We start from the raw sequence: 18,085 nt of genomic DNA, 5'->3' as shown, positions 1-18,085 counted from the left end.
GCTGGTATTGCTCACCAGCTGGGCGGTGCTGGGCCACTACCGGCGCGAGTTGGCGGTGACGCAAGCGGAACTGCGCCGCCACGAGAACGCCATTCCGGTACTCCAGGCGTTTCAAGCCTCGGATGCCGTCATCTGCGGTGGCCGTCTCTGCGTCAACCCCGACGTCCAACGAATGGGCGACAAACGCCAGTACCGGCAGGCGAAGCCCAGGCCGGCGCAATAAGCGCAATGGCGCTCGGCGACCATTGGCGGAGGAAGCCCAAGTGGGCAAGACCACACTCGGCATCGGCGACGTTCGGGGCGGCCGCGACAGGCGCTTCAGGATCAGCGGAGCGGACATCGGCAGCGATTCGGGTGGAAATCCCATGCACCGCACATTGAAAAGACGACGAGGGTGAAAGATGATGCGAGGCCCTGCCCACCCACTCCCCGCCCGGTCGAATGAACTTCTGGCGATACCAATGGTTGCTGTTCGTCGCCGTGCTGGTGATCCTGGTGGCGCCCTACCTGCTGATGCGGGGCGTGAACGCTCGCATCCACCACGCCGACCAGATGGTCGCACACACCAGTCAGGTCGATTCCACTCTCAGCCAACTGCTGCATGAGGTGCGCGACCTGGAATCGGCCGCATCCACCCTCACCGCCAACGTCGACGTGCCCAACGTGCGCCGCCGCATCGCTGAAAGCTCGGCCGGCGTGCCGGTCTTGCTGGAGGAATTGATCCGCCTGACTTCCGACAACCCCCGCCAACAGTTGCGGGTGGGGGCGCTGAAGGCGCGCATCGAACAACGCGTGCAACTCAGCCTGCGGATCATCGCCTCCAAGAATAAGGAAGAACGCCGGCACCTGCTGTCAACGATGATCAACGAATTTCCCATGCGCGGTGCTTCCGCCGAAGTGCGCAAGGAAGAGTTCTGGCTGCTGGAGGAACGCACCGCCGAGGCCCGGCGCCTGCGCAGCCAGGGCGAATGGATATCGCTCGGCAGCACACTGGTCCAGCTCGCCCTGCTCAGCCTGATGCTATGGATGCTGCGCAGACACCAGATGCGCCGCGAGCATGCCGAGCGCGATACCGCCAACGCCAACGCCCGCGCGCTGGCCGTGATGCAGACCATCCGCGAGCCGATTGCGCTGATTGACCGCGAGCAACGGGTGGTGATGCATAACCTGGCGTTCGATGAACTCTATGGCGACGGAAACGGTGAAGCCCAGGCAATCGATGGCGAACACATCGGCCGCATCGGCGGTGACGCCTGGTCGGGACGCGAAATGACCCAGCGCCTGCGCGACGTGGTGAGCCGTGGCCGCGAGTTGTGGGATTTCGAACTGAGCCAGACCACCACAGACGGCATCCAGCGCACCATGCTGCTGAATGCGCGGCGCATGAGCCTGCCCGACAGCGAGGACGAAGTCGCCCTGCTGATCCTGAGCGACCTCACCCACCAGAAAGCCGCCGAGCAGGAAATCAACGAACTGAACCGCCAGTTGGAAGGCAAGATCGAGCAGGTATCCGACGTCAACCGCGAGCTGGAGGCGTTCAGCTACTCGGTCTCGCACGACCTGCGCGCCCCGTTGCGGCACATCTCCGGCTTTACCGAGAAACTCGGCCGCCAGCTCGGCGAACGGGCCGACGAGAAATCCCGCCACTATCTCGCCACCATCGGTGCCTCGGCGCGGCGCATGGCCGCCCTGATCGACGACCTGCTGGTGTATTCGCGCCTTGGCCGCAGTGCATTGCGCCTGCAACCGGTGGACATGCAGTCGATGGTGCAGGAAGCCCGCTCGCTGCTCGACTCCAACACCGAAACCGATACGCCGGGACGCCGCATCGAATGGCGGATCGACACGCTACCGGTCATCGTCGCCGACGAAAACATGATGCGCCAAGTCTGGAGCAACCTGCTCGGCAACGCGGTGAAGTACAGCGCACCGCGGGAATTGACCCGCATCGAGGTTTCCCACCAACGCCTGCCCGATGGCCGCCACGAGTTCTCGGTCAAGGACAACGGCGTCGGCTTCGACATGGCCTACGCCGGCAAACTGTTCGGCGTTTTCCAGCGCATGCACAAGGCCAGCGAATTCCCCGGCACCGGTATCGGCCTGGCTACCGTGCAGCGCGTGCTGACCCGCCACGGCGGCCAGATCAGCGCTGAATCCGCCCCCAATGAAGGCTCGACCTTCCGCTTCGTCTTGCCGGCCATGCTGGACAATCCCGCCACCGGCCGCGACTGAGCGCGGCCATCACCGATGGAAAACCGCCGATGAAGGACATCCGTCCCATCCTGCTTGCCGAAGACAGCCCGGCCGATGCCGAAATGGCGATCGACGCCCTGCGCGAAGCCAACCTCGCCAACCCGATCGTGCACGTCGAGGATGGTGTCGAGGCGCTCGAATATCTGCGCCGTGAAGGCCGTTATGCCGACCGTGAACCGGGCGACCCGGCGGTCCTGCTGCTCGACATCAAGATGCCGCGCATGGACGGGCTGGAAGTGCTGCAAAAACTGCGCGACAAGGGCGAATTCGGGCACCTGCCGGTAGTGATCCTGTCCTCCTCGCGCGAGGAAAGCGACCTTGCCCGCAGCTGGAATCTGGGCGTCAACGCCTACGTGGTCAAGCCGGTCGACATCGACCAGTTCTTCGAGGCCGTGAAGACGCTCGGGCGCTTCTGGGCGGTGTTCAACGAAGCTCCCGGCCAGCACTGAACACGGCCCGGAAACGCCGATGACCACGCCATGCCTGCGCATTCTGCTGATCGAGGACAGTGCCGACGACGCGGAACTCATCACCATCGAACTGGCCCAGGCCGGTCTCGATTTCGAACTGCATCGGGTCGAATTGCGCACCGAGCTGGAAGCGGCCCTGGAGTGTGGCGATTGGGCGCTGGCAATCTGCGACTCGCGCCTGCCCGGCTTCAATGGCATCGATGCCTACGCCCAGGTGCGCGAACGGCTGCCATCGCTGCCGTTCATCTTCTGCATCGGCGGCCCACCGGACGATCCATGCTTCGCCACCGCCGCAGCATCCGCCGACGCCTGCATCAGCAAGGACCGGCTCTCGCAACTGCCGGCCACCGTACTTGGCGTGCTGGCCGCTTGATCTCAGGGTAACGTCCGGCCGGCCATCCACTCGCATCGCCTCAGGCGCGCCAATACGCACGAGCCGATCAGGGCATCCCGCCTTGCGCCGATGAAGGCGGTGGCGAAACCGATCCACGCTCGATACCCGATATTCGCAGCCCACCGCGGCACTTCCACTTATTCCGCCACACCACGCCCACGCCGCAAGCCAGCCGTGATCGTGACGAAACCGGGGTAGTCATCACCATTCGTTGCGATGCGGCAGCAATGCGCGCAGCTCGGCATCGGTCAGATTGCGCCACTGTCCTGGCTTCAGATGCCCCAGCTTGACGCCGCCGATCCGCACCCGCAACAACTGCTTGACCCGGTAGCCGAAGTGCGCCGCCATCAGGCGAATCTGGCGGTTGAGGCCCTGCACCAGCGTGATGCGAAAGCCGACCGCGCCCAGCTTGGCGGTCTTGCACGGCAGCGTGACCTGCCCGTGCACTGGCACGCCACGGCTCATCCCGCGCAGGAATTCCACCGTCACCGTGTGGTTGACCGCCACCAGATATTCCTTCTCCAGCTTGTTCTCGGCGCGCAGGATCTCATTGACGATATCGCCGTTGCTGGTCAGCAGGATCAACCCTTCCGAATCCTTGTCGAGGCGGCCGACCGGGAAGATGCGCTCTTCATGGCCAACGAAATCGACGATGTTGCCCTTGACCGACGCCTCGGTGGTGCAGGTGATGCCGGCCGGCTTGTTGAGCGCGATATAGACGTGGCGGCGCTTGCCGGCGACCGTGCCGCGGCGGGCGAGTTTCTCGCCATTGACGGCGACCACGTCGGCCTCGGCCAATTCCGCGCCGATCCGCGCCCGTTCGCCATTGATCGTCACCTTGCCGGCGGCAATCAGACGGTCGGCCTCGCGGCGCGAACAGAAGCCGGTCTCGGCGATGTATTTGTTGAGGCGCATGGCGGACGCGGTAATGGCGGGCCGGCATTGTCCCATGCCGAAGCGGGAGCGAACCGGCCCGACACCCGTGTCGCGCGCGAGCGCTTCGGCCCGAGCCTGGGCGGCCACGCGGCCACGCGCTCATGCGAACGAGCCGTGGCGAATGGGCCGTGGCGAGCGGCCCGTCGCAACGGATCGATGCGGCTCACCAGATCCGCACGCGTTCCTCCGGCTCGATGTACAACGCATCGCCCGGCTGCACGTCGAAAGCGCCATACCAGGCGTCGATATTGCGCAGCGGCGCGAAGGCGCGGATCTGGCCGGGCGAATGCGGACCGTTGACGAGCTGCTGGCGCAGCGCATCGTCACGCCAGAGCGTGCGCCAGACCTGCGCCCAGCCAAGGAAGAACCGCTGCTCGCCACTGAAGCCCTCGATCACCGGCGCTGGCTGGCCGCCCAGCGAACTGCGCCAAGCGTCCAGCGCGATGGTCAGCCCTCCCAGGTCGCCGATGTTCTCGCCCATCGAGACCTTGCCGTTGATGCGCATGCCGGGCAATTGCGGGAAGCTGTAGCTTTCGTATTGCGCGCCGAGCCTGGCCGCCTGCGCCTCGAACTTGGCGGCATCTTGCGGGCTCCACCAGTCGCGCAATACACCGGCACCATCCGATTTGCGGCCCTGGTCGTCGAAGCCGTGGATGATCTCGTGACCGATCACTCCGCCGATGGCACCGTAGTTCACCGCCGGATCGGCCTTGGGATCGAAGAACGGCGGTTGCAGGATGGCCGCCGGGAACACGATCTCGTTCTTGACCGAGTTGTAATAGGCGTTGACGGTCTGCGGGGTCATGCCCCACTCGGCCTTGTCCACCTTCTGGCCAAGCCGGCCGCGGCGGTAATTCCATTCGAAAGCCCGTGAGCGCAGCGCGTTGCCGAACACGTCGCCATTGCGGATATCCAGCGCGGAATAATCGCGCCATTTCCCCGGATAGCCGATCTTGAGGCCGAAATTGGCCAGTTTGGCCGCGGCCTCGCGCTTGGTTTCCGCGCCCATCCATTCCAACTGCGCCAGGCGCGCGCCCATCGCCGCCTTCACGTTGGCGACCAGTTCGTCCATCCGGGTCTTGGATTCGGCCGGGAAATACAACTTGACGTAATCGCGGCCGATCGCCTCGCCCATCGCCTCATCGGCCAGCGCAACGCCGCGCTTCCAGCGCTCGCGCTGCTCGGGCTGGCCGGACATGAACTTGCTGCGGAACTCGAAGTGGGCATCGACGAAGGGCTTGGAGAGCAACGGCGCGGCTTCGTCGGCGGTCTGGAACGCCGCCCATGCCTTCAGAGTGTCGAGCGCGGTCTCGTTGAAGATCGCGGCCAGTTTAGGCAGCGCGGTATCCTGCCGCACCACCACCCGCGGCGCCCGCGCCAATCCGGCGGCCTTGAAGTAATCGGCCCAGGGGAAGCCCGGCGCGTAGGCGGCGAACTTCGCCATCTCCACCGGGTTGTAGGTTTTGTCGCGGTCACGGCTTGCGGCCCGTGTCCAATGGGCTTCGGCGATGCGTTTTTCCATCTCCACGATCGCGGCGGCGTCGCGCGCCGGCTCAGGCCAGCCGACCATCCCCAGCATCTGCTCGACATACCGCTGGTAGCGCGCACGCTGTGGCGCGAACGTTTCCTCCAGGTACATCTGGCGATCACCCAGCCCCAGGCCGGACTGGCTCATGTAGAGCGTGTAATGATCGGGATCGCGCTGGTCGTCGGACACCCAAACGCTGAAGAAGCTGCCGCCGAAACGTTCGTTGGCGCGGCCCATCCATGCCGCCAGCCGAGGTTTGTCGGTAATGGCCCGGATGGCGGCGATCTCTGGCTTCAACGGCGCCATGCCCAGCTTTTCGAGCGCGGCCTCGTCCATGAAGCCGCGATAGATCGCGGCGATCTTGGCCGCGTCGCCATCACGCGCGGGATCGCCGGTTACGTAGCTTTCCACCAGCTTGTGCAGGCGCGCCTCGGACAGGTCGCGGAGCGCATGGAACACGCCGTAGTTCGAACGGTCGGTGGGAATCGGCGTGTTCTTCGCCCAGGCGCCATTGGCGTATTCGAAGAAATCCACACCCGGCCTGACGCCGCGCCCCATCCCTTGGGTGTCGAACCCCCAGGCGCCGAAGCCCGGCGTGGCGATGACATCCCCTTGGCCGCCTGCCTTCGCCTCACCCGCATCGAACAGCAGTCGCTCGCCACAAGCCTCGTCGCGGCAATGCCCGTGGGCGGAAACGGTGGCGGAAAATCCCAGCGCCAGCGCGGCCAGGGTGGCGGTGAACAGCAATGTCTTGGTCAACTCGTTTCTCCGGAAACTCGAAAGCGGGATGCCTTCGGAAACATCCCGCGTCTGGCGGGCCCAAACCCGGGAAAGGGACTTTTACACGAATGGGGCCGGGCCAGGGAGTGTCGATGGTTGGGGCCGGTGACGGCCGTCCCGCCCGCTGATGGCGCCCCGCGGATAGAATCCAGACGATTGGCGTCATATAAGGAACCCCCGCATGTTGATCAAGGCCGCTGACGACAAGCAGCCCCTGCTCGACGCCCTGGAAAAGCGCATGGAAGGCGACGGCCCCCATGCCCGGCAGGCAAAAGAGGATTTCCACCGGTTGCGCGCCGGCATTCTTGGCGAGAAGGATGCCGCCTACTTCATCGATTTCGACTACGGCGACTGTTCGAAAAACTGGGCGGTGATACACGACCTGCGTGTGGAGCAGACCGGACGCGTCGCCCAGATCGATCACCTCCTGATCAACCGTTGGATGGAGTTCTACGTGATCGAGACCAAGAGCTTCAACAGCGGCGTCAAGATCACCGAGGAAGGCGAGTTCCTGCGTTGGAACAACTGGCAGAAGCGCTATGAAGCGATGGAATCGCCGCTGAGCCAGAACGAACGCCACATCACCGTGCTGAAGGACGTACTGGATACCCTGGCGCTTCCACAGCGGATGAAGATGCGGATTCCACCGCAATTCATTTCGCTGGTGATGGTTTCGGCCAAGGCGAAGATCATCCGCCCGAAGCATTTCGACACCTCGCGCGTGATCAAGGCCGACCAGTTGAAGCAACGCATCAAGCGCGATACCGACGAAGAGAATCCGGTACTGACGCTCTTCAAGTTGGGCAAGCTGGTGGCGGCGGAGACGGTTCACGACCTGGCGCTGCAACTCGCGGCCCGCCACCGACCATTGCCCCCCCAGCCACCGCCTTCCCGCCCGTCGCGGGAGCACGCGAGCGCCCCGCCCTCCTCAGCCCCGGCACCTGTCGAACCGATACCCGTTGCGACCGTAACGAAAGCGCTCTCCACGATCCCCGGGCCGACATGCAAAAACTGCCGCAAGATCGCCGGGCGTATCCTCCATGGCAAATTCGGCTATTACTTCAAGTGCGATAGCTGCGATTCCACTACCTCGATCCGCTTCACCTGCAAGGAACACCACAAGCCGCGCCTGCGGAAACAAGGCCGGCAGTTCTTCCGCGAGTGCGAGGATTGCGGCAGCCAGGACCTCTACCATGTGAACGCCCCCTGAGATGGCGCTGCTGACGATTCCAGTGCTGCTCTATCAGTGCCTGTTCGTGCTGATCCAGTTCGTGGCGAGTCGCATCGGGAGAAAGACCGGCCTGGTCATGCTCGTGCTCTCGCTCGCCTGGACACTGACCCACCTGTTCTTCTGGCCGCTCATGGTCTTGCAGAGCGTCGTCATCGTCACCAGTTGGCGGGTTTTCCGCAAGCGGCGGGGGCATGCCGAGAAATATCCGGCCAAGCGAAACGGCTGATCATTCAAAGCGGCCCCGTGTCCTTCCCAGGACGGGGCCGCCATGCGTGGGTGAAATCAATCGCCCGGTGTTTCGTCGGGCGGGTTTTGTACGTGGATCGCGATGCCGCTGCCGTATTTCTGCCGTGGCGAGATGCTCACGCCCACCCCCACGCCCCCATGACCATGCCCGCCGATGCGGCCGCCTCCGGCGCCGATGCTCACGCCCGGGCCCCCAGCCCCCCGCATCGCATGCTGGAAAATCACGCCATTGGCGCCCACGCTCGCGGCCTGCTTGCGCAAGCGCTCAAGAATGGCGCTGTTCTTGTTGCGCTCGCCATAGGTGAACGCGCCGCTGGCCACGTCCAACCGGGCGACTTCCTCGTAAGCCGTATCGGGCGGACCGTAGTAGATGCGGACTTGCGAAGGGTCGATCGGCGCGCGGGCCGTGCCCGTCACCAGTGGCGCGCTGGCGCAACCGGCCAATACGAACATCGCAACCGAGGCCAGTGCGAGGCCATGGGGTCGAGCTGAATTTCGCATGACGATACTCTCCGTTTTGACCATCTCATCCTGCTCCCGCCGGCATGGATACCGCAACACCCCATCACGCCAAGCCGGAAGCCATAGGCCGCTCACCCGCGCCAATTTGCGTGAGCACGCCAGAACGCGACGCTGCGGAGATAGGCTTCGCGATCCAGCGGCACGCCGGAACCCCCCTCTTCCACGCCCAGCGCGTTGCGCAGCAGGGTGATGGGCGCCATCGGCGTTTCCTCCGGCGCCATCGTATACAGGCAGCCGACCACGCCCCAGTCGGCCTCGATCGGCGAGCCTTCCTTCGCCAGTTGCTCGTGGCTGTAGAGGATCGGGATCAGATAATTGGCGACCGGCGGCTCCAGTCCTTCGAACCAGCGTGTCAGTACCGGCAGTTCGTCGCTGTCGCGCGCCTCGTAATCGGAACGCAGCAAATGACGATTGGCATCGGTGATCGGCATCGCCAGGCATCGGGTCGAAGTCCAGTTGCGGTGCACGTGCAATTTACAGAACGGCGCATAGCCTTCAAGCACCTTCAGCGGTTCGCGGGTATTGAGACGACGCTCGAATTCCGCCGCGCCGATGTCCTGGATGGCATTGCGACGCGGCTCGCGCGGAAACAGGCGCGGCCGGGCGAAATCGGTCAGGACGACGGAAGCACCATGCCGCATCACATGTTGCGCCGGTATTCGCCGCCGACATCGTACAGCGCGTGCGATATCTGCCCGAGGCTGTGGGTCTTGACCGCTTCGATCAGCGCCTCGAAGACATTGCGCCGCGCGCGCGCCGAAGCCTGGAGGAAAGCGAGCCCCTGGCCGACATGCCGCTCCTCGACCGTGCCGCCGGCCACCTGCCCATCGCCGGCGCCGCCGGCCATCGCCAGGCCGTTGCGGGCCTGCTGGAATCCATGCACGTTGTCGATCTGCTGTTGTTTTTCCTCCGGCGTCGAACGAATCAGCTCGATCTCGGTGGCAACCTCGCCATGCCCCTCCTTGCCAAGGAAGGTGTTGACGCCGACCAGCGGCAACGATCCATCGTGCTTCTTCTGCTCGTAGTACAGGCTTTCTTCCTGAATCTTGCCGCGCTGGTACATGGTATCCATCGCGCCCAACACACCGCCGCGTTCGCTGATCGCTTCGAACTCCTTGTACACGGCCTCTTCCACGATGTCGGTCAACCGATCGACGATGAAACTGCCCTGCCACGGGTTCTCGCAAAAGTTCAGCCCCAGCTCCTTGTTGATGATCATCTGGATCGCCACCGCGCGACGCACGCTTTCTTCCGTGGGGGTGGTGATGGCCTCGTCGTAGGCGTTGGTGTGCAGGCTGTTGCAGTTGTCGAACAGGGCGTAGAGCGCCTGCAAGGTGGTGCGGATGTCGTTGAACTGGATTTCCTGCGCGTGCAGCGAGCGGCCGCTGGTCTGGATGTGGTACTTCATCATCTGGCTGCGCGCCGAGGCGCCGTAGCGCTCGCGCATCGCGCGCGCCCAGATGCGGCGGGCGACGCGGCCGATCACCGTGTACTCCGGGTCCATGCCGTTGGAGAAGAAGAACGACAGATTGGGGGCGAAATCGTCGATCCTCATCCCGCGCGCCAGGTAGTACTCGACGATGGTGAACCCGTTCGATAGCGTGAAGGCCAGTTGCGAAACCGGGTTCGCGCCGGCCTCGGCGATGTGGTAGCCGGAGATCGACACCGAGTAGAAGTTACGCACCCCATGGTCGACGAAATACTGCTGGATGTCGCCCATCATCCTGAACGCGAACTCGGTGCTGAAGATGCAGGTGTTCTGTGCCTGGTCTTCCTTCAGGATGTCGGCCTGCACGGTGCCGCGCACGGTGCGCAGGGTCTCGTCCTTGATGCGGGCATAAGTCCCGGCATCGACCACCTGGTCGCCGGTGACGCCAAGCAGTTCCAGCCCCAGGCCATCGTTGCCCGGCGGCAGTTCGCCGGCATACCGCGGCCGTGGGCGATCTTCGAGAAGCCGCTCGATCGTTTGCCGCGCGGCCTGCCAACGCGCCTCGTCCGCCTTCAGGTATTTCTCCACCTGCTGGTCGATGGCGGTATTCATGAACATCGCCAGGATGATCGGCGCGGGGCCATTGATGGTCATCGAGACCGAGGTGGTCGAAGCGCATAGGTCGAAGCCGGAATACAGCTTCTTCATGTCGTCCAGGCTGGCGATATTGACGCCGGAGTTGCCGATCTTGCCGTGGATGTCCGGACGCGGCGCCGGATCCTCGCCGTACAGAGTCACGCTGTCGAAAGCGGTGGACAGGCGCGCCGCCGGCTGACCGAGCGAGAGGTAGTGGAAACGCCGGTTGGTGCGCTCGGGCGTGCCTTCGCCGGCGAACATGCGGATCGGGTCCTCGCCGCTACGGCGATACGGGTAGACGCCGCCGGTATACGGATAGCTGCCCGGCAGGTTTTCCTTCTGGAGGAAGGTCAGCAGTTCGCCCCAGCTTTTATGCGTTGGCGCGGCGATCTTCGGGATCGGTTGGTGGCTCAGCGATTCTCGGTAGTTCTCCACGCGGATCGTCTTGCCGCGCACTTCGTATTCGGTGATCCCGTCGGTGATCGATTTCAGCCGCGCCGGCCATTCGCGCAACAGCCTGACCGCCTCGGAATCGAGCGATTGCACCGCGTCGTTGTAGCGCTGGCGCAGCGTCGTCAAGGAACGCTCGCCGCCTTTGGTCAGGGCCTCGTCGGCATACAGCGCGAGGGGGGCCGGCAAGCTGGCGTCATCCAACTCACGCAGCGCCTGCCACAGCGATTGCGCGCGCTCGGCGGTGTCGGCCTGCGATTCGATGCGCGCATTGATCGCCCGGCCCTGCTCGGCGATTTCGGCCAAATAGCGTACCCGCGCGCCGGGGATCAGCACGGTCGCGCGTGGTTCCTTCAGCGCGGTGTCGATGTCCGGCGTCCATTTCTCGGTGGGCAGGCCGAGTTTGCCGCGGAGCATGCGGCAGAGGTTGGCGAACATCCAGGAAACGCCCGGGTCGTTGAACTGCGAGGCGATGGTCGGGTAGACCGGAATCTCCTCTTCCTTCGCCTGGAAAGCGACGCGGTTGCGCCGCCACTGCTTGCGCACGTCGCGCAGGGCGTCCTCGGCGCCGCGCTTATCGAACTTGTTGAGCACGATGAGTTCGGCGAAATCGAGCATGTCGATCTTTTCCAGCTGCGAGGCCGCGCCGTAGTCGCTGGTCATCACGTACATCGGGAAATCGACCAGATCGACGATCTCCGAATCGCTTTGGCCGATGCCCGCGGTCTCGACGATCACCAGATCGTAGCCCAGCGATTTCAGAAAGCCGATCGAATCCTTCAGCACCAGGTTCGTGGCCGCGTGCTGGCGGCGGGTCGCCATCGAACGCATGAACACGCGCTTGGAGCGCAGCGAATTCATCCGAATGCGATCGCCCAGCAACGCGCCGCCGGTGCGGCGACGGGTCGGGTCGACCGAGACCACCGCGATGCGCATCCACGGAAAGCTGGCGAGAAAACGGTTCAGAAGTTCGTCGGTGACGGAGGACTTGCCCGCGCCGCCGGTGCCGGTAATGCCGATGATCGGGGTCGAACGCCGGGACTCGGCGGAAGTCGCCGCCCGCTCCGCAGACGCCACGGGCAAGCCCGATTGCCACTGTTTGCGCAGCAGTGCGAGTTCGGCTTCGGAATACGCGCCATCCTCAATGGCCGAGAGCATCTCGCCAATCGCGATCTCATCCTCGATGGAAGGCGGGCGGGCTTTTACCGAGGCGCGGGTCCCGAGGCCCGAATCCCGCGCCGCCGCCGCACGCCGCACCACGTCCTCGATCATCTCCACCAGCCCCATCTTCATGCCGTCGTTGGGGTGGTAGATGCGCTCGACCCCGTAATCCTCCAACGCGCGGATTTCCTCGGGCGTGATCGTGCCGCCGCCACCGCCGAACACGCGGACGTGGGCCGCGCCCCGCTCCTTCAGCATGTCGACCATGTACTTGAAATATTCGACGTGACCGCCCTGGTAGCTGGATAGGGCGATGGCGTCGGCATCTTCCTGCAATGCCGCGCGCACCACGTCCTCCACCGAACGGTTGTGCCCGAGATGAATGACCTCCACGCCCTGCCCCTGGATCAACCGGCGCATGATGTTGATGGCGGCATCGTGGCCATCGAACAGACTGGCGGCGGTCACGAAACGCAACGGCGAGCGCCCGGCGGCGATATCGGGAAAATGGGCGGCGGGCATGCTCATGGGCGCGTCACACTCCAGGGGAACCGATAGATCGGCGGATTGTAGCGCCGGGCACCATGCGCAACGGTGCGGAACACGGGCCGCCGGCATCACCCGCCACATACGCCAACGAAGGTTTCCACGCGATGGCCGGAGGGCGGCCATGGGCTAGAATGTCGGGCGTTTTTTCGCGCAGCCGCGCTTCATTCACCGCAACGCCCGCATGGGCACGGAGTCTTACATGGTTTTCGAAATGCTCGACCGGACCGGTCACGAACAGGTCGTCTACTGCCACAACCAGGATGCCGGCCTGAAGGCCATCATCGCCATCCACAGCACCGTGCTCGGCCCGGCGCTCGGCGGTACCCGCATGTGGTCGTACCAGAGCGAGCAGGAAGCCCTGAACGACGTGCTGCGCCTGTCGCGCGGCATGACCTACAAAAACGCGGTCGCCGGCCTCAACCTCGGTGGCGGTAAGGCGGTGATCATCGGCGACGCTTCCAAGGACAAATCCGAAGCGCTGTTCCGCGCCTTCGGCCAGTTCGTCGAATCGCTGAGCGGCCGCTACATCACCGCCGAGGACGTCGGCATCGACGTCAACGACATGGAATTCGTCTACCGCGAGACCGAATACGTTACCGGCGTGCACCAGGTGCATGGCGGCTCCGGCGACCCTTCGCCATTCACCGCCTACGGCACCCTGCAAGGCTTGATGGCCACCCTGAACAAGAAATTCGGCGACGAGGAAGTCGGCAAATATGCCTATGCGGTGCAGGGCCTGGGCCACGTCGGCATGGAGTTCGTCAAGCTGCTCAAAGAGCGTGGCGCCAAGATCTTCGTCACCGACATCAACCAGAAGCTGATCGACAAGGCCGTGACCGAATACGGCGCCGAAGCCGTCGGCTTGGAGGAAATCTACGACGTACCGGCCGATGTCTATTCGCCTTGCGCGCTCGGCGGCACCCTCAACGAAAACACCATCGATCGCATCAAGGCCAAGGTGATCTGCGGCGCGGCCAACAACCAGCTGGCGACCAATACCATCGGCGACGAACTGACCCGCCGCGGCGTGCTCTACGCGCCCGATTACGCGGTCAACGCCGGCGGCGTCATGAACGTGGCGCTGGAACTCGACGGCTACAACCGCGAACGCGCCATGCGCATGATGCGCACCATCTACCACAACCTCACCCGCATCTACGAAATCGCCGAGCGCGACACCATTCCAACCTACCAGGCCGCCGACCGCATGGCTGAGGAGCGGATCGAGAAGATCGGCCGCCTCAAACTGTCGATGGGCCGGGGCGCGCCCCGCTTCCAGGGCCGTATCCGCGGCAATTGATACGCGCATCGCGCGGCCCGGGCGAGGCATCCAACCTCGCCCTTTCATATCCCGCACCGGATGACTGCCATGCACATGCCCAAGCTCAACGAAGAAATCGACGCCCTCCGCGACGCCGTGCACCGCTTCGCCCGGGCGGAAGTCGCCCCTCGCGCGGCCAGTGCCGACGAGGAGAACCGATTCCCGCAGGAACTGTGGCCGATGCTCGGCGAAATGGGCCTGCTCGGCCTGACCATCCCCGGCGAATACGGCGGCAGCGGGATGGGCTACCTCGCCCATCTGGTGGCGATGGAAGAAATCTCGCGCGCCTCCGGCTCGATCGGCCTCTCCTACGGCGCCCACTCCAACCTCTGCGTCAACAACCTGTACGCCAACGGCAACGAGACGCAGCGGCGAAAGTACCTGCCCAGGCTGTGCAGCGGCGAATGGAAAGGCGCGCTGGCGATGAGCGAACCGGGCGCCGGCTCCGACGTGGTCGGCTCGATGAGTTGCCGCGCCGAATCGAAGGGCGAGCGCTGGATCGCCAACGGCAACAAGATGTGGATCACCAACGGCCCCGAGGCCGACGTGCTGATCGTCTACATGCGCACCGCGCCGAAGGAAGCGGGATCGCGCTGCATGACCGCCTTCATCGTCGAAAAGGGCATGAAGGGTTTCTCCACCGCGCAGAAACTGGACAAGCTGGGCATGCGTGGCTCCAACACCTGCGAGCTGGTGTTCGAAGATTGCGAAATCCCCGCGGAGAACGTGTTGGGCGAGGTTAACCAGGGCGTCAAGGTACTGATGACCGGCCTCAATACCGAACGCCTGGTGCTATCCGGCGGCCCGATCGGCCTAATGCAGGCCGCACTCGACGTGGCCCTGCCCTACGTGCGTGAGCGCAAACAGTTCGATACGGCCATCGGCACCTTCCAACTGATGCAGGCCAAGATCGCCGACATGTACACCGCGCTTGCCTCCAGCCGCGCCTTCGCCTACCAGGTGGCGCGCGACTACGACGCTGGCCACAAAAGCCGGATCGATGCCGCCGCCTGCCTGATGCAAGCCTCCGAGGCCGCCGTGCAGGTCGCGCTCGAGGCGATCCAGGCGTTAGGCGGCAACGGCTACATCAACGAATTCCCGACCGGCCGCCTGCTGCGCGATGCCAAACTCTACGCAATCGGCGCCGGCACCAACGAAATCCGCCGTATGTTGATCGGCCGGGAATTGTTCAACGGACACGGCTAGAAACCACGTCGGCGGGTACGAACGCCACCGGCGCGGTCATCACGAAAGCCACCGCGCAAGCGGCACTCGCACTTGCGGACGGCACATGAAAAATGCGGCCCGAGGACCGCATTTTTCGTTTGGAGCCGCCGGGATCAAAAACCCTGCCGCCAACTGGCCTGCAACAGCGCATCGCTGCCCCGTTCGTTGCGGCGATGGCTGGCATCCAGCCGCAACCCGCCATCACGAGCGCTATTGAGGCTGAGGCCAAGCCCAAGCAGGCGCTGCTGCCGGGCCAGGGACATCGCCGTGACCGGCATCCACTGCTCCAGAGCACTGAAACTGGCGAAGAGCTGTCCGCTCTCGGACAGCGTGCGCTGCCACTCGAGGCGGCCATCGACACCAAGCCGCATGCCCCCCAGCCGCCACTCGCGGTTCGCGCGGAGGCCGGCATACGCCTGCCAACGGTTGAAGCGCCAGGCGTTGACGCGCAGCCCGAAGCCCTCGCCACCGTTCTCGCTCAAGCCGCCACTGCTCACCTGGGCGAACTGCGTGCCGAGGTAAGGCGACAAGGCGACCTTGCCCGGATCGGCGCGCCAGCCGGTTTCGGCATTGGCGAACAGGTACTGGCCACGCCCGACGCTGTTCACCGTCTCGTTTCGCAAGCCGAACAGCAAGCGGCGCTCCATATCCCGCTCGAACCGGCCAATACCGACACCACCGCGCCACCATGCCTGCCCGGCCGTCCAGCCGGCATATGCCTGGGCCTCGGTCTGACGGTTACGGGTGCGATCGCCCAAGCCGCTCATCCACCCCATGCCCTCGCCGTGACTAGCGGCCATGCCGAGGACACCACGGGTACCGATGCGACGATCAGTCCCCATCATCCAACCGCTCAACTGGTAATCCAGCCCGCTGAAGCCCGCCTGCGCCAGCTCGCCGCCGGCGCGCAGATCGCGCGACCAACTTCCCTGCAAACGCGGATTACCGGCCAATGCATCGAAGCGCCCAGCCATCGCGCGGCGACCGGCATCCATCGATTCCAGCGTCAACGCCAGATTGGCCGCGTGCATCTGCCCACCGAGGCTGCGCAGGGCGCGTTCGGCACTGGCGGCGTCGAATGTGGTCCGTTGCAGATCGCCCGCCGCGCCGGCAAAGCCGGAATCCCGCCCGACGCTGCCGCTGTCGATGGCGTTGAACGCACCCTCGACCCGTGCCGCGGCATCGAGCGCCGCGCCGCCAATTCCCATGCTGGCCACCGCGCGGGAAACATCGATGCGGCGGATGTCGAGATAGACATTTTGGGCGTCATAACTCAACGATGCATCGAGGAATACGTTGGTTGCGGCCTTCACCGAGCCGAAGCGGCCATTGATCTCGCTCGCCTGGAGCAATTTCTCCTTGGCGGTGGTGACGTAGCCTTTCTTGACCCCCAACACGCTGACGGTTCCCGCCAGATTGGCCGCCCCCGCCACTTGCAGCGGCCTGCCCAGGAACACCCCAAGGTTGCCAGAACCGGTCTGGTTGAATTCCTTGGCCTTCACCTGGCCGGAAACGATGAAAAAGCCGCCGTTGTCGACTTGGCCGACATTGCCCCCCATCCAGACCATGCCCTCCTTGTCGATCTTCAAACCGGAGGAAACATGATCGCGGGCGATATAGAGCGAACCCTCTTTCACATGCGTTCCCCCCAGATAGGTGGAACTTCCCAGCAAGAGCAGGGTGCCATTACCGTCTTTGATCAGGCCACCCGTGCCGTAAATGTCGTTACGCCAAATCGCGGCGCCACTGAAGTTGGCATTGAAGTCTCCCCAGGCGAATGCGCCCGGCCCATACGAAGCCCGGGTGACATCCAGCAAGCCCCAGCCGAATACCGGGTCCACCCCCGGGGCGCCCAGGTCCTTGGCGGTTCCCAGCAGGGTTTGCCGCACCTGATCGTTGCTCATCCACGAAAACTGCGACCATACCAACGCCGCCGCCCCGGATACCAACGGCGCGGCATACGACGTGCCGCCGCCACGAAGCAACGTACTGCCTGCCTGATTGGTGGCATCCGGGGCGATGAAGACGTTGGTTCCCGGCGCCACCAGGCAATAGTTCATCGCCGGGCCGCATTGCTGTGAATAGCCGGCCAACTGGGTCGGTTTGTCCGGATCGAGCGCCCCGACCGTCAGCCAGCCCCGCTCCAGCACCGGATCGCCGCCATCCATGCTGGGCAGCATGGCGTTGTTCGATGGCTTGTGGGCATAGCGCTGATCTTCGCCGGCATTGCCATTGGCGAATACCACCAATCCGCCGCGATTCACGACGAAATCCTTCCAGGCATTCGCCAGCTCCAGAGTCAACGCGGGATCGTTCCAGTAAAAACCGCCCCAGGAATTGTTGATGATGCGAGCGCCTTTGTCCGCCAATTCTCTATTGACGTTCTGGAAGAACGCACCCATCTGGTTGCCCGCCTTGACTTCCGTACCCTGCCCCGAACCGTCATCCTTCGGTTGACGGTCGCCGAGGATCCGGTACGAAGCGATCAACGCATCCGGCGCCACGCCACCGCCCCACATGCTGGTGCTCTGCACTTTGCCGTTGGCATCCGTGTAATTGCCCAGCACCGGGCGGCCGGCCGCCAACGAAGCCACGGTGGTGCCGTGGCCCGTTACGTCATCCACGCGGGTGTTGTTGCCTGGTGGCAAGCGGTTGTCGAGGTTGGCCACCACTCTCCCGTTCAATGTCACATGCCGGCGGTTGACGCCCGAATCGACGAGGCCGATCGTCACGCCCGCGCCGGTCCGGGTATTGGCCAGCGCCCCGGCGGCATTGGTCAGGATGAGATGCTGATTGATGCGAGCATCGGCCAACGCCGGCCGCACCACCAAGTCTGGCGCGGGCGGTGGCTCAAGATCGATCAAAGAACGATCCACCGTTACCGTCGGCTTGAAACCGCCGGGGGACGGCGGGTCTGGACGAACACCCCCTCCCCCGCCGTTACAAGCGGAA

The 18,085-nt window shown here is 64.4% G+C and carries 13 protein-coding genes and 1 pseudogene; 8 read left to right on the top strand and 6 right to left on the bottom strand.

Translation table 11 applies throughout. From position 1 onward, the window contains the following. From EBB59_RS10165 to EBB59_RS10150, 4 genes and pseudogenes are all read left to right on the top strand, one after another. Positions 1-223: pseudogene (locus tag EBB59_RS10165) on the top strand (hypothetical protein); the annotation flags it as partial. A gap of 218 nt (positions 224-441) precedes the next feature. Further along, on the top strand, positions 442-2,232 hold the full coding sequence (locus EBB59_RS10160; RefSeq protein ID WP_122102038.1) for a sensor histidine kinase: 1,791 nt from the start codon (positions 442-444) through the stop codon (positions 2,230-2,232). Between the two features lie 29 nt (positions 2,233-2,261). After that, complete coding sequence (locus tag EBB59_RS10155; protein ID WP_122102037.1) at positions 2,262-2,702, top strand: response regulator; 441 nt, start codon at positions 2,262-2,264, stop codon at positions 2,700-2,702. Between the two features lie 19 nt (positions 2,703-2,721). Next, the gene (locus tag EBB59_RS10150; RefSeq protein WP_122102036.1) at positions 2,722-3,096 is read left to right on the top strand and encodes a response regulator; all 375 of its coding nucleotides are present in this window, start codon (positions 2,722-2,724) and stop codon (positions 3,094-3,096) included. A gap of 222 nt (positions 3,097-3,318) precedes the next feature. Here EBB59_RS10150 and EBB59_RS10145 read toward each other — a convergent pair whose 3' ends face one another. Both EBB59_RS10145 and EBB59_RS10140 read right to left on the bottom strand, forming a co-directional pair. Continuing rightward, positions 3,319-4,032 (bottom strand): pseudouridine synthase, encoded by a 714-nt coding sequence (locus EBB59_RS10145; protein ID WP_245979225.1) that lies wholly within the window; start codon positions 4,030-4,032, stop codon positions 3,319-3,321. Between the two features lie 184 nt (positions 4,033-4,216). Beyond that, positions 4,217-6,340 (bottom strand): M13 family metallopeptidase, encoded by a 2,124-nt coding sequence (locus EBB59_RS10140; RefSeq protein WP_122102035.1) that lies wholly within the window; start codon positions 6,338-6,340, stop codon positions 4,217-4,219. 202 nt (positions 6,341-6,542) lie between these two features. Here EBB59_RS10140 and EBB59_RS10135 point away from each other — a divergent pair, with 202 nt between their 5' ends. Then, on the top strand, positions 6,543-7,571 hold the full coding sequence (locus EBB59_RS10135) for a nuclease-related domain-containing protein (RefSeq protein ID WP_122102034.1): 1,029 nt from the start codon (positions 6,543-6,545) through the stop codon (positions 7,569-7,571). A 1-nt stretch (position 7,572) separates the two neighbouring features. After that, positions 7,573-7,818 carry a hypothetical protein gene (locus EBB59_RS10130; RefSeq protein ID WP_122102033.1) on the top strand — a complete coding sequence of 82 codons (246 nt, stop codon included), beginning with the start codon at positions 7,573-7,575 and terminating at the stop codon, positions 7,816-7,818. Between the two features lie 56 nt (positions 7,819-7,874). Here EBB59_RS10130 and EBB59_RS10125 read toward each other — a convergent pair whose 3' ends face one another. The 3 genes from EBB59_RS10125 to EBB59_RS10115 all read right to left on the bottom strand — a co-directional run bounded on the left by EBB59_RS10125 (position 7,875) and on the right by EBB59_RS10115 (position 12,564). Beyond that, positions 7,875-8,339, bottom strand: coding sequence for a hypothetical protein (locus EBB59_RS10125; protein WP_147455565.1), 465 nt, complete (start codon positions 8,337-8,339; stop codon positions 7,875-7,877). Positions 8,340-8,431: 92 nt separating this feature from the next. Continuing rightward, positions 8,432-9,001 carry a DUF3228 family protein gene (locus EBB59_RS10120; protein WP_122102031.1) on the bottom strand — a complete coding sequence of 190 codons (570 nt, stop codon included), beginning with the start codon at positions 8,999-9,001 and terminating at the stop codon, positions 8,432-8,434. Then, positions 9,001-12,564, bottom strand: a complete 3,564-nt coding sequence (locus tag EBB59_RS10115; protein WP_122102030.1) for a methylmalonyl-CoA mutase family protein — start codon at positions 12,562-12,564, stop codon at positions 9,001-9,003. Before EBB59_RS10115 ends, EBB59_RS10120 begins: the two co-directional genes overlap by 1 nt. A 220-nt stretch (positions 12,565-12,784) precedes the next feature. Here EBB59_RS10115 and EBB59_RS10110 point away from each other — a divergent pair, with 220 nt between their 5' ends. Both EBB59_RS10110 and EBB59_RS10105 read left to right on the top strand, forming a co-directional pair. Continuing rightward, positions 12,785-13,885, top strand: a complete 1,101-nt coding sequence (locus tag EBB59_RS10110) for a Glu/Leu/Phe/Val family dehydrogenase (RefSeq protein WP_122102049.1) — start codon at positions 12,785-12,787, stop codon at positions 13,883-13,885. A 69-nt stretch (positions 13,886-13,954) separates the two neighbouring features. Beyond that, positions 13,955-15,112: an isovaleryl-CoA dehydrogenase gene (locus tag EBB59_RS10105; RefSeq protein WP_122102029.1), complete on the top strand. Its 1,158-nt coding sequence runs from the start codon at positions 13,955-13,957 to the stop codon at positions 15,110-15,112. Positions 15,113-15,246: 134 nt separating this feature from the next. Here the strand turns inward: EBB59_RS10105 and EBB59_RS10100 are convergent, their stop codons facing one another. Next, a complete protein-coding gene (locus tag EBB59_RS10100) occupies positions 15,247-18,009 on the bottom strand; it encodes an autotransporter serine protease (protein ID WP_158601775.1) in 2,763 nt (920 codons plus the stop codon). Positions 18,010-18,085: the final 76 nt, after the last annotated feature.

This window comes from Solilutibacter pythonis (genome assembly GCF_003697345.1).
GTDB classification, from domain to species: domain Bacteria; phylum Pseudomonadota; class Gammaproteobacteria; order Xanthomonadales; family Xanthomonadaceae; genus Solilutibacter; species Solilutibacter pythonis.
This window is presented reverse-complemented; position numbering and strand designations above follow the sequence as displayed.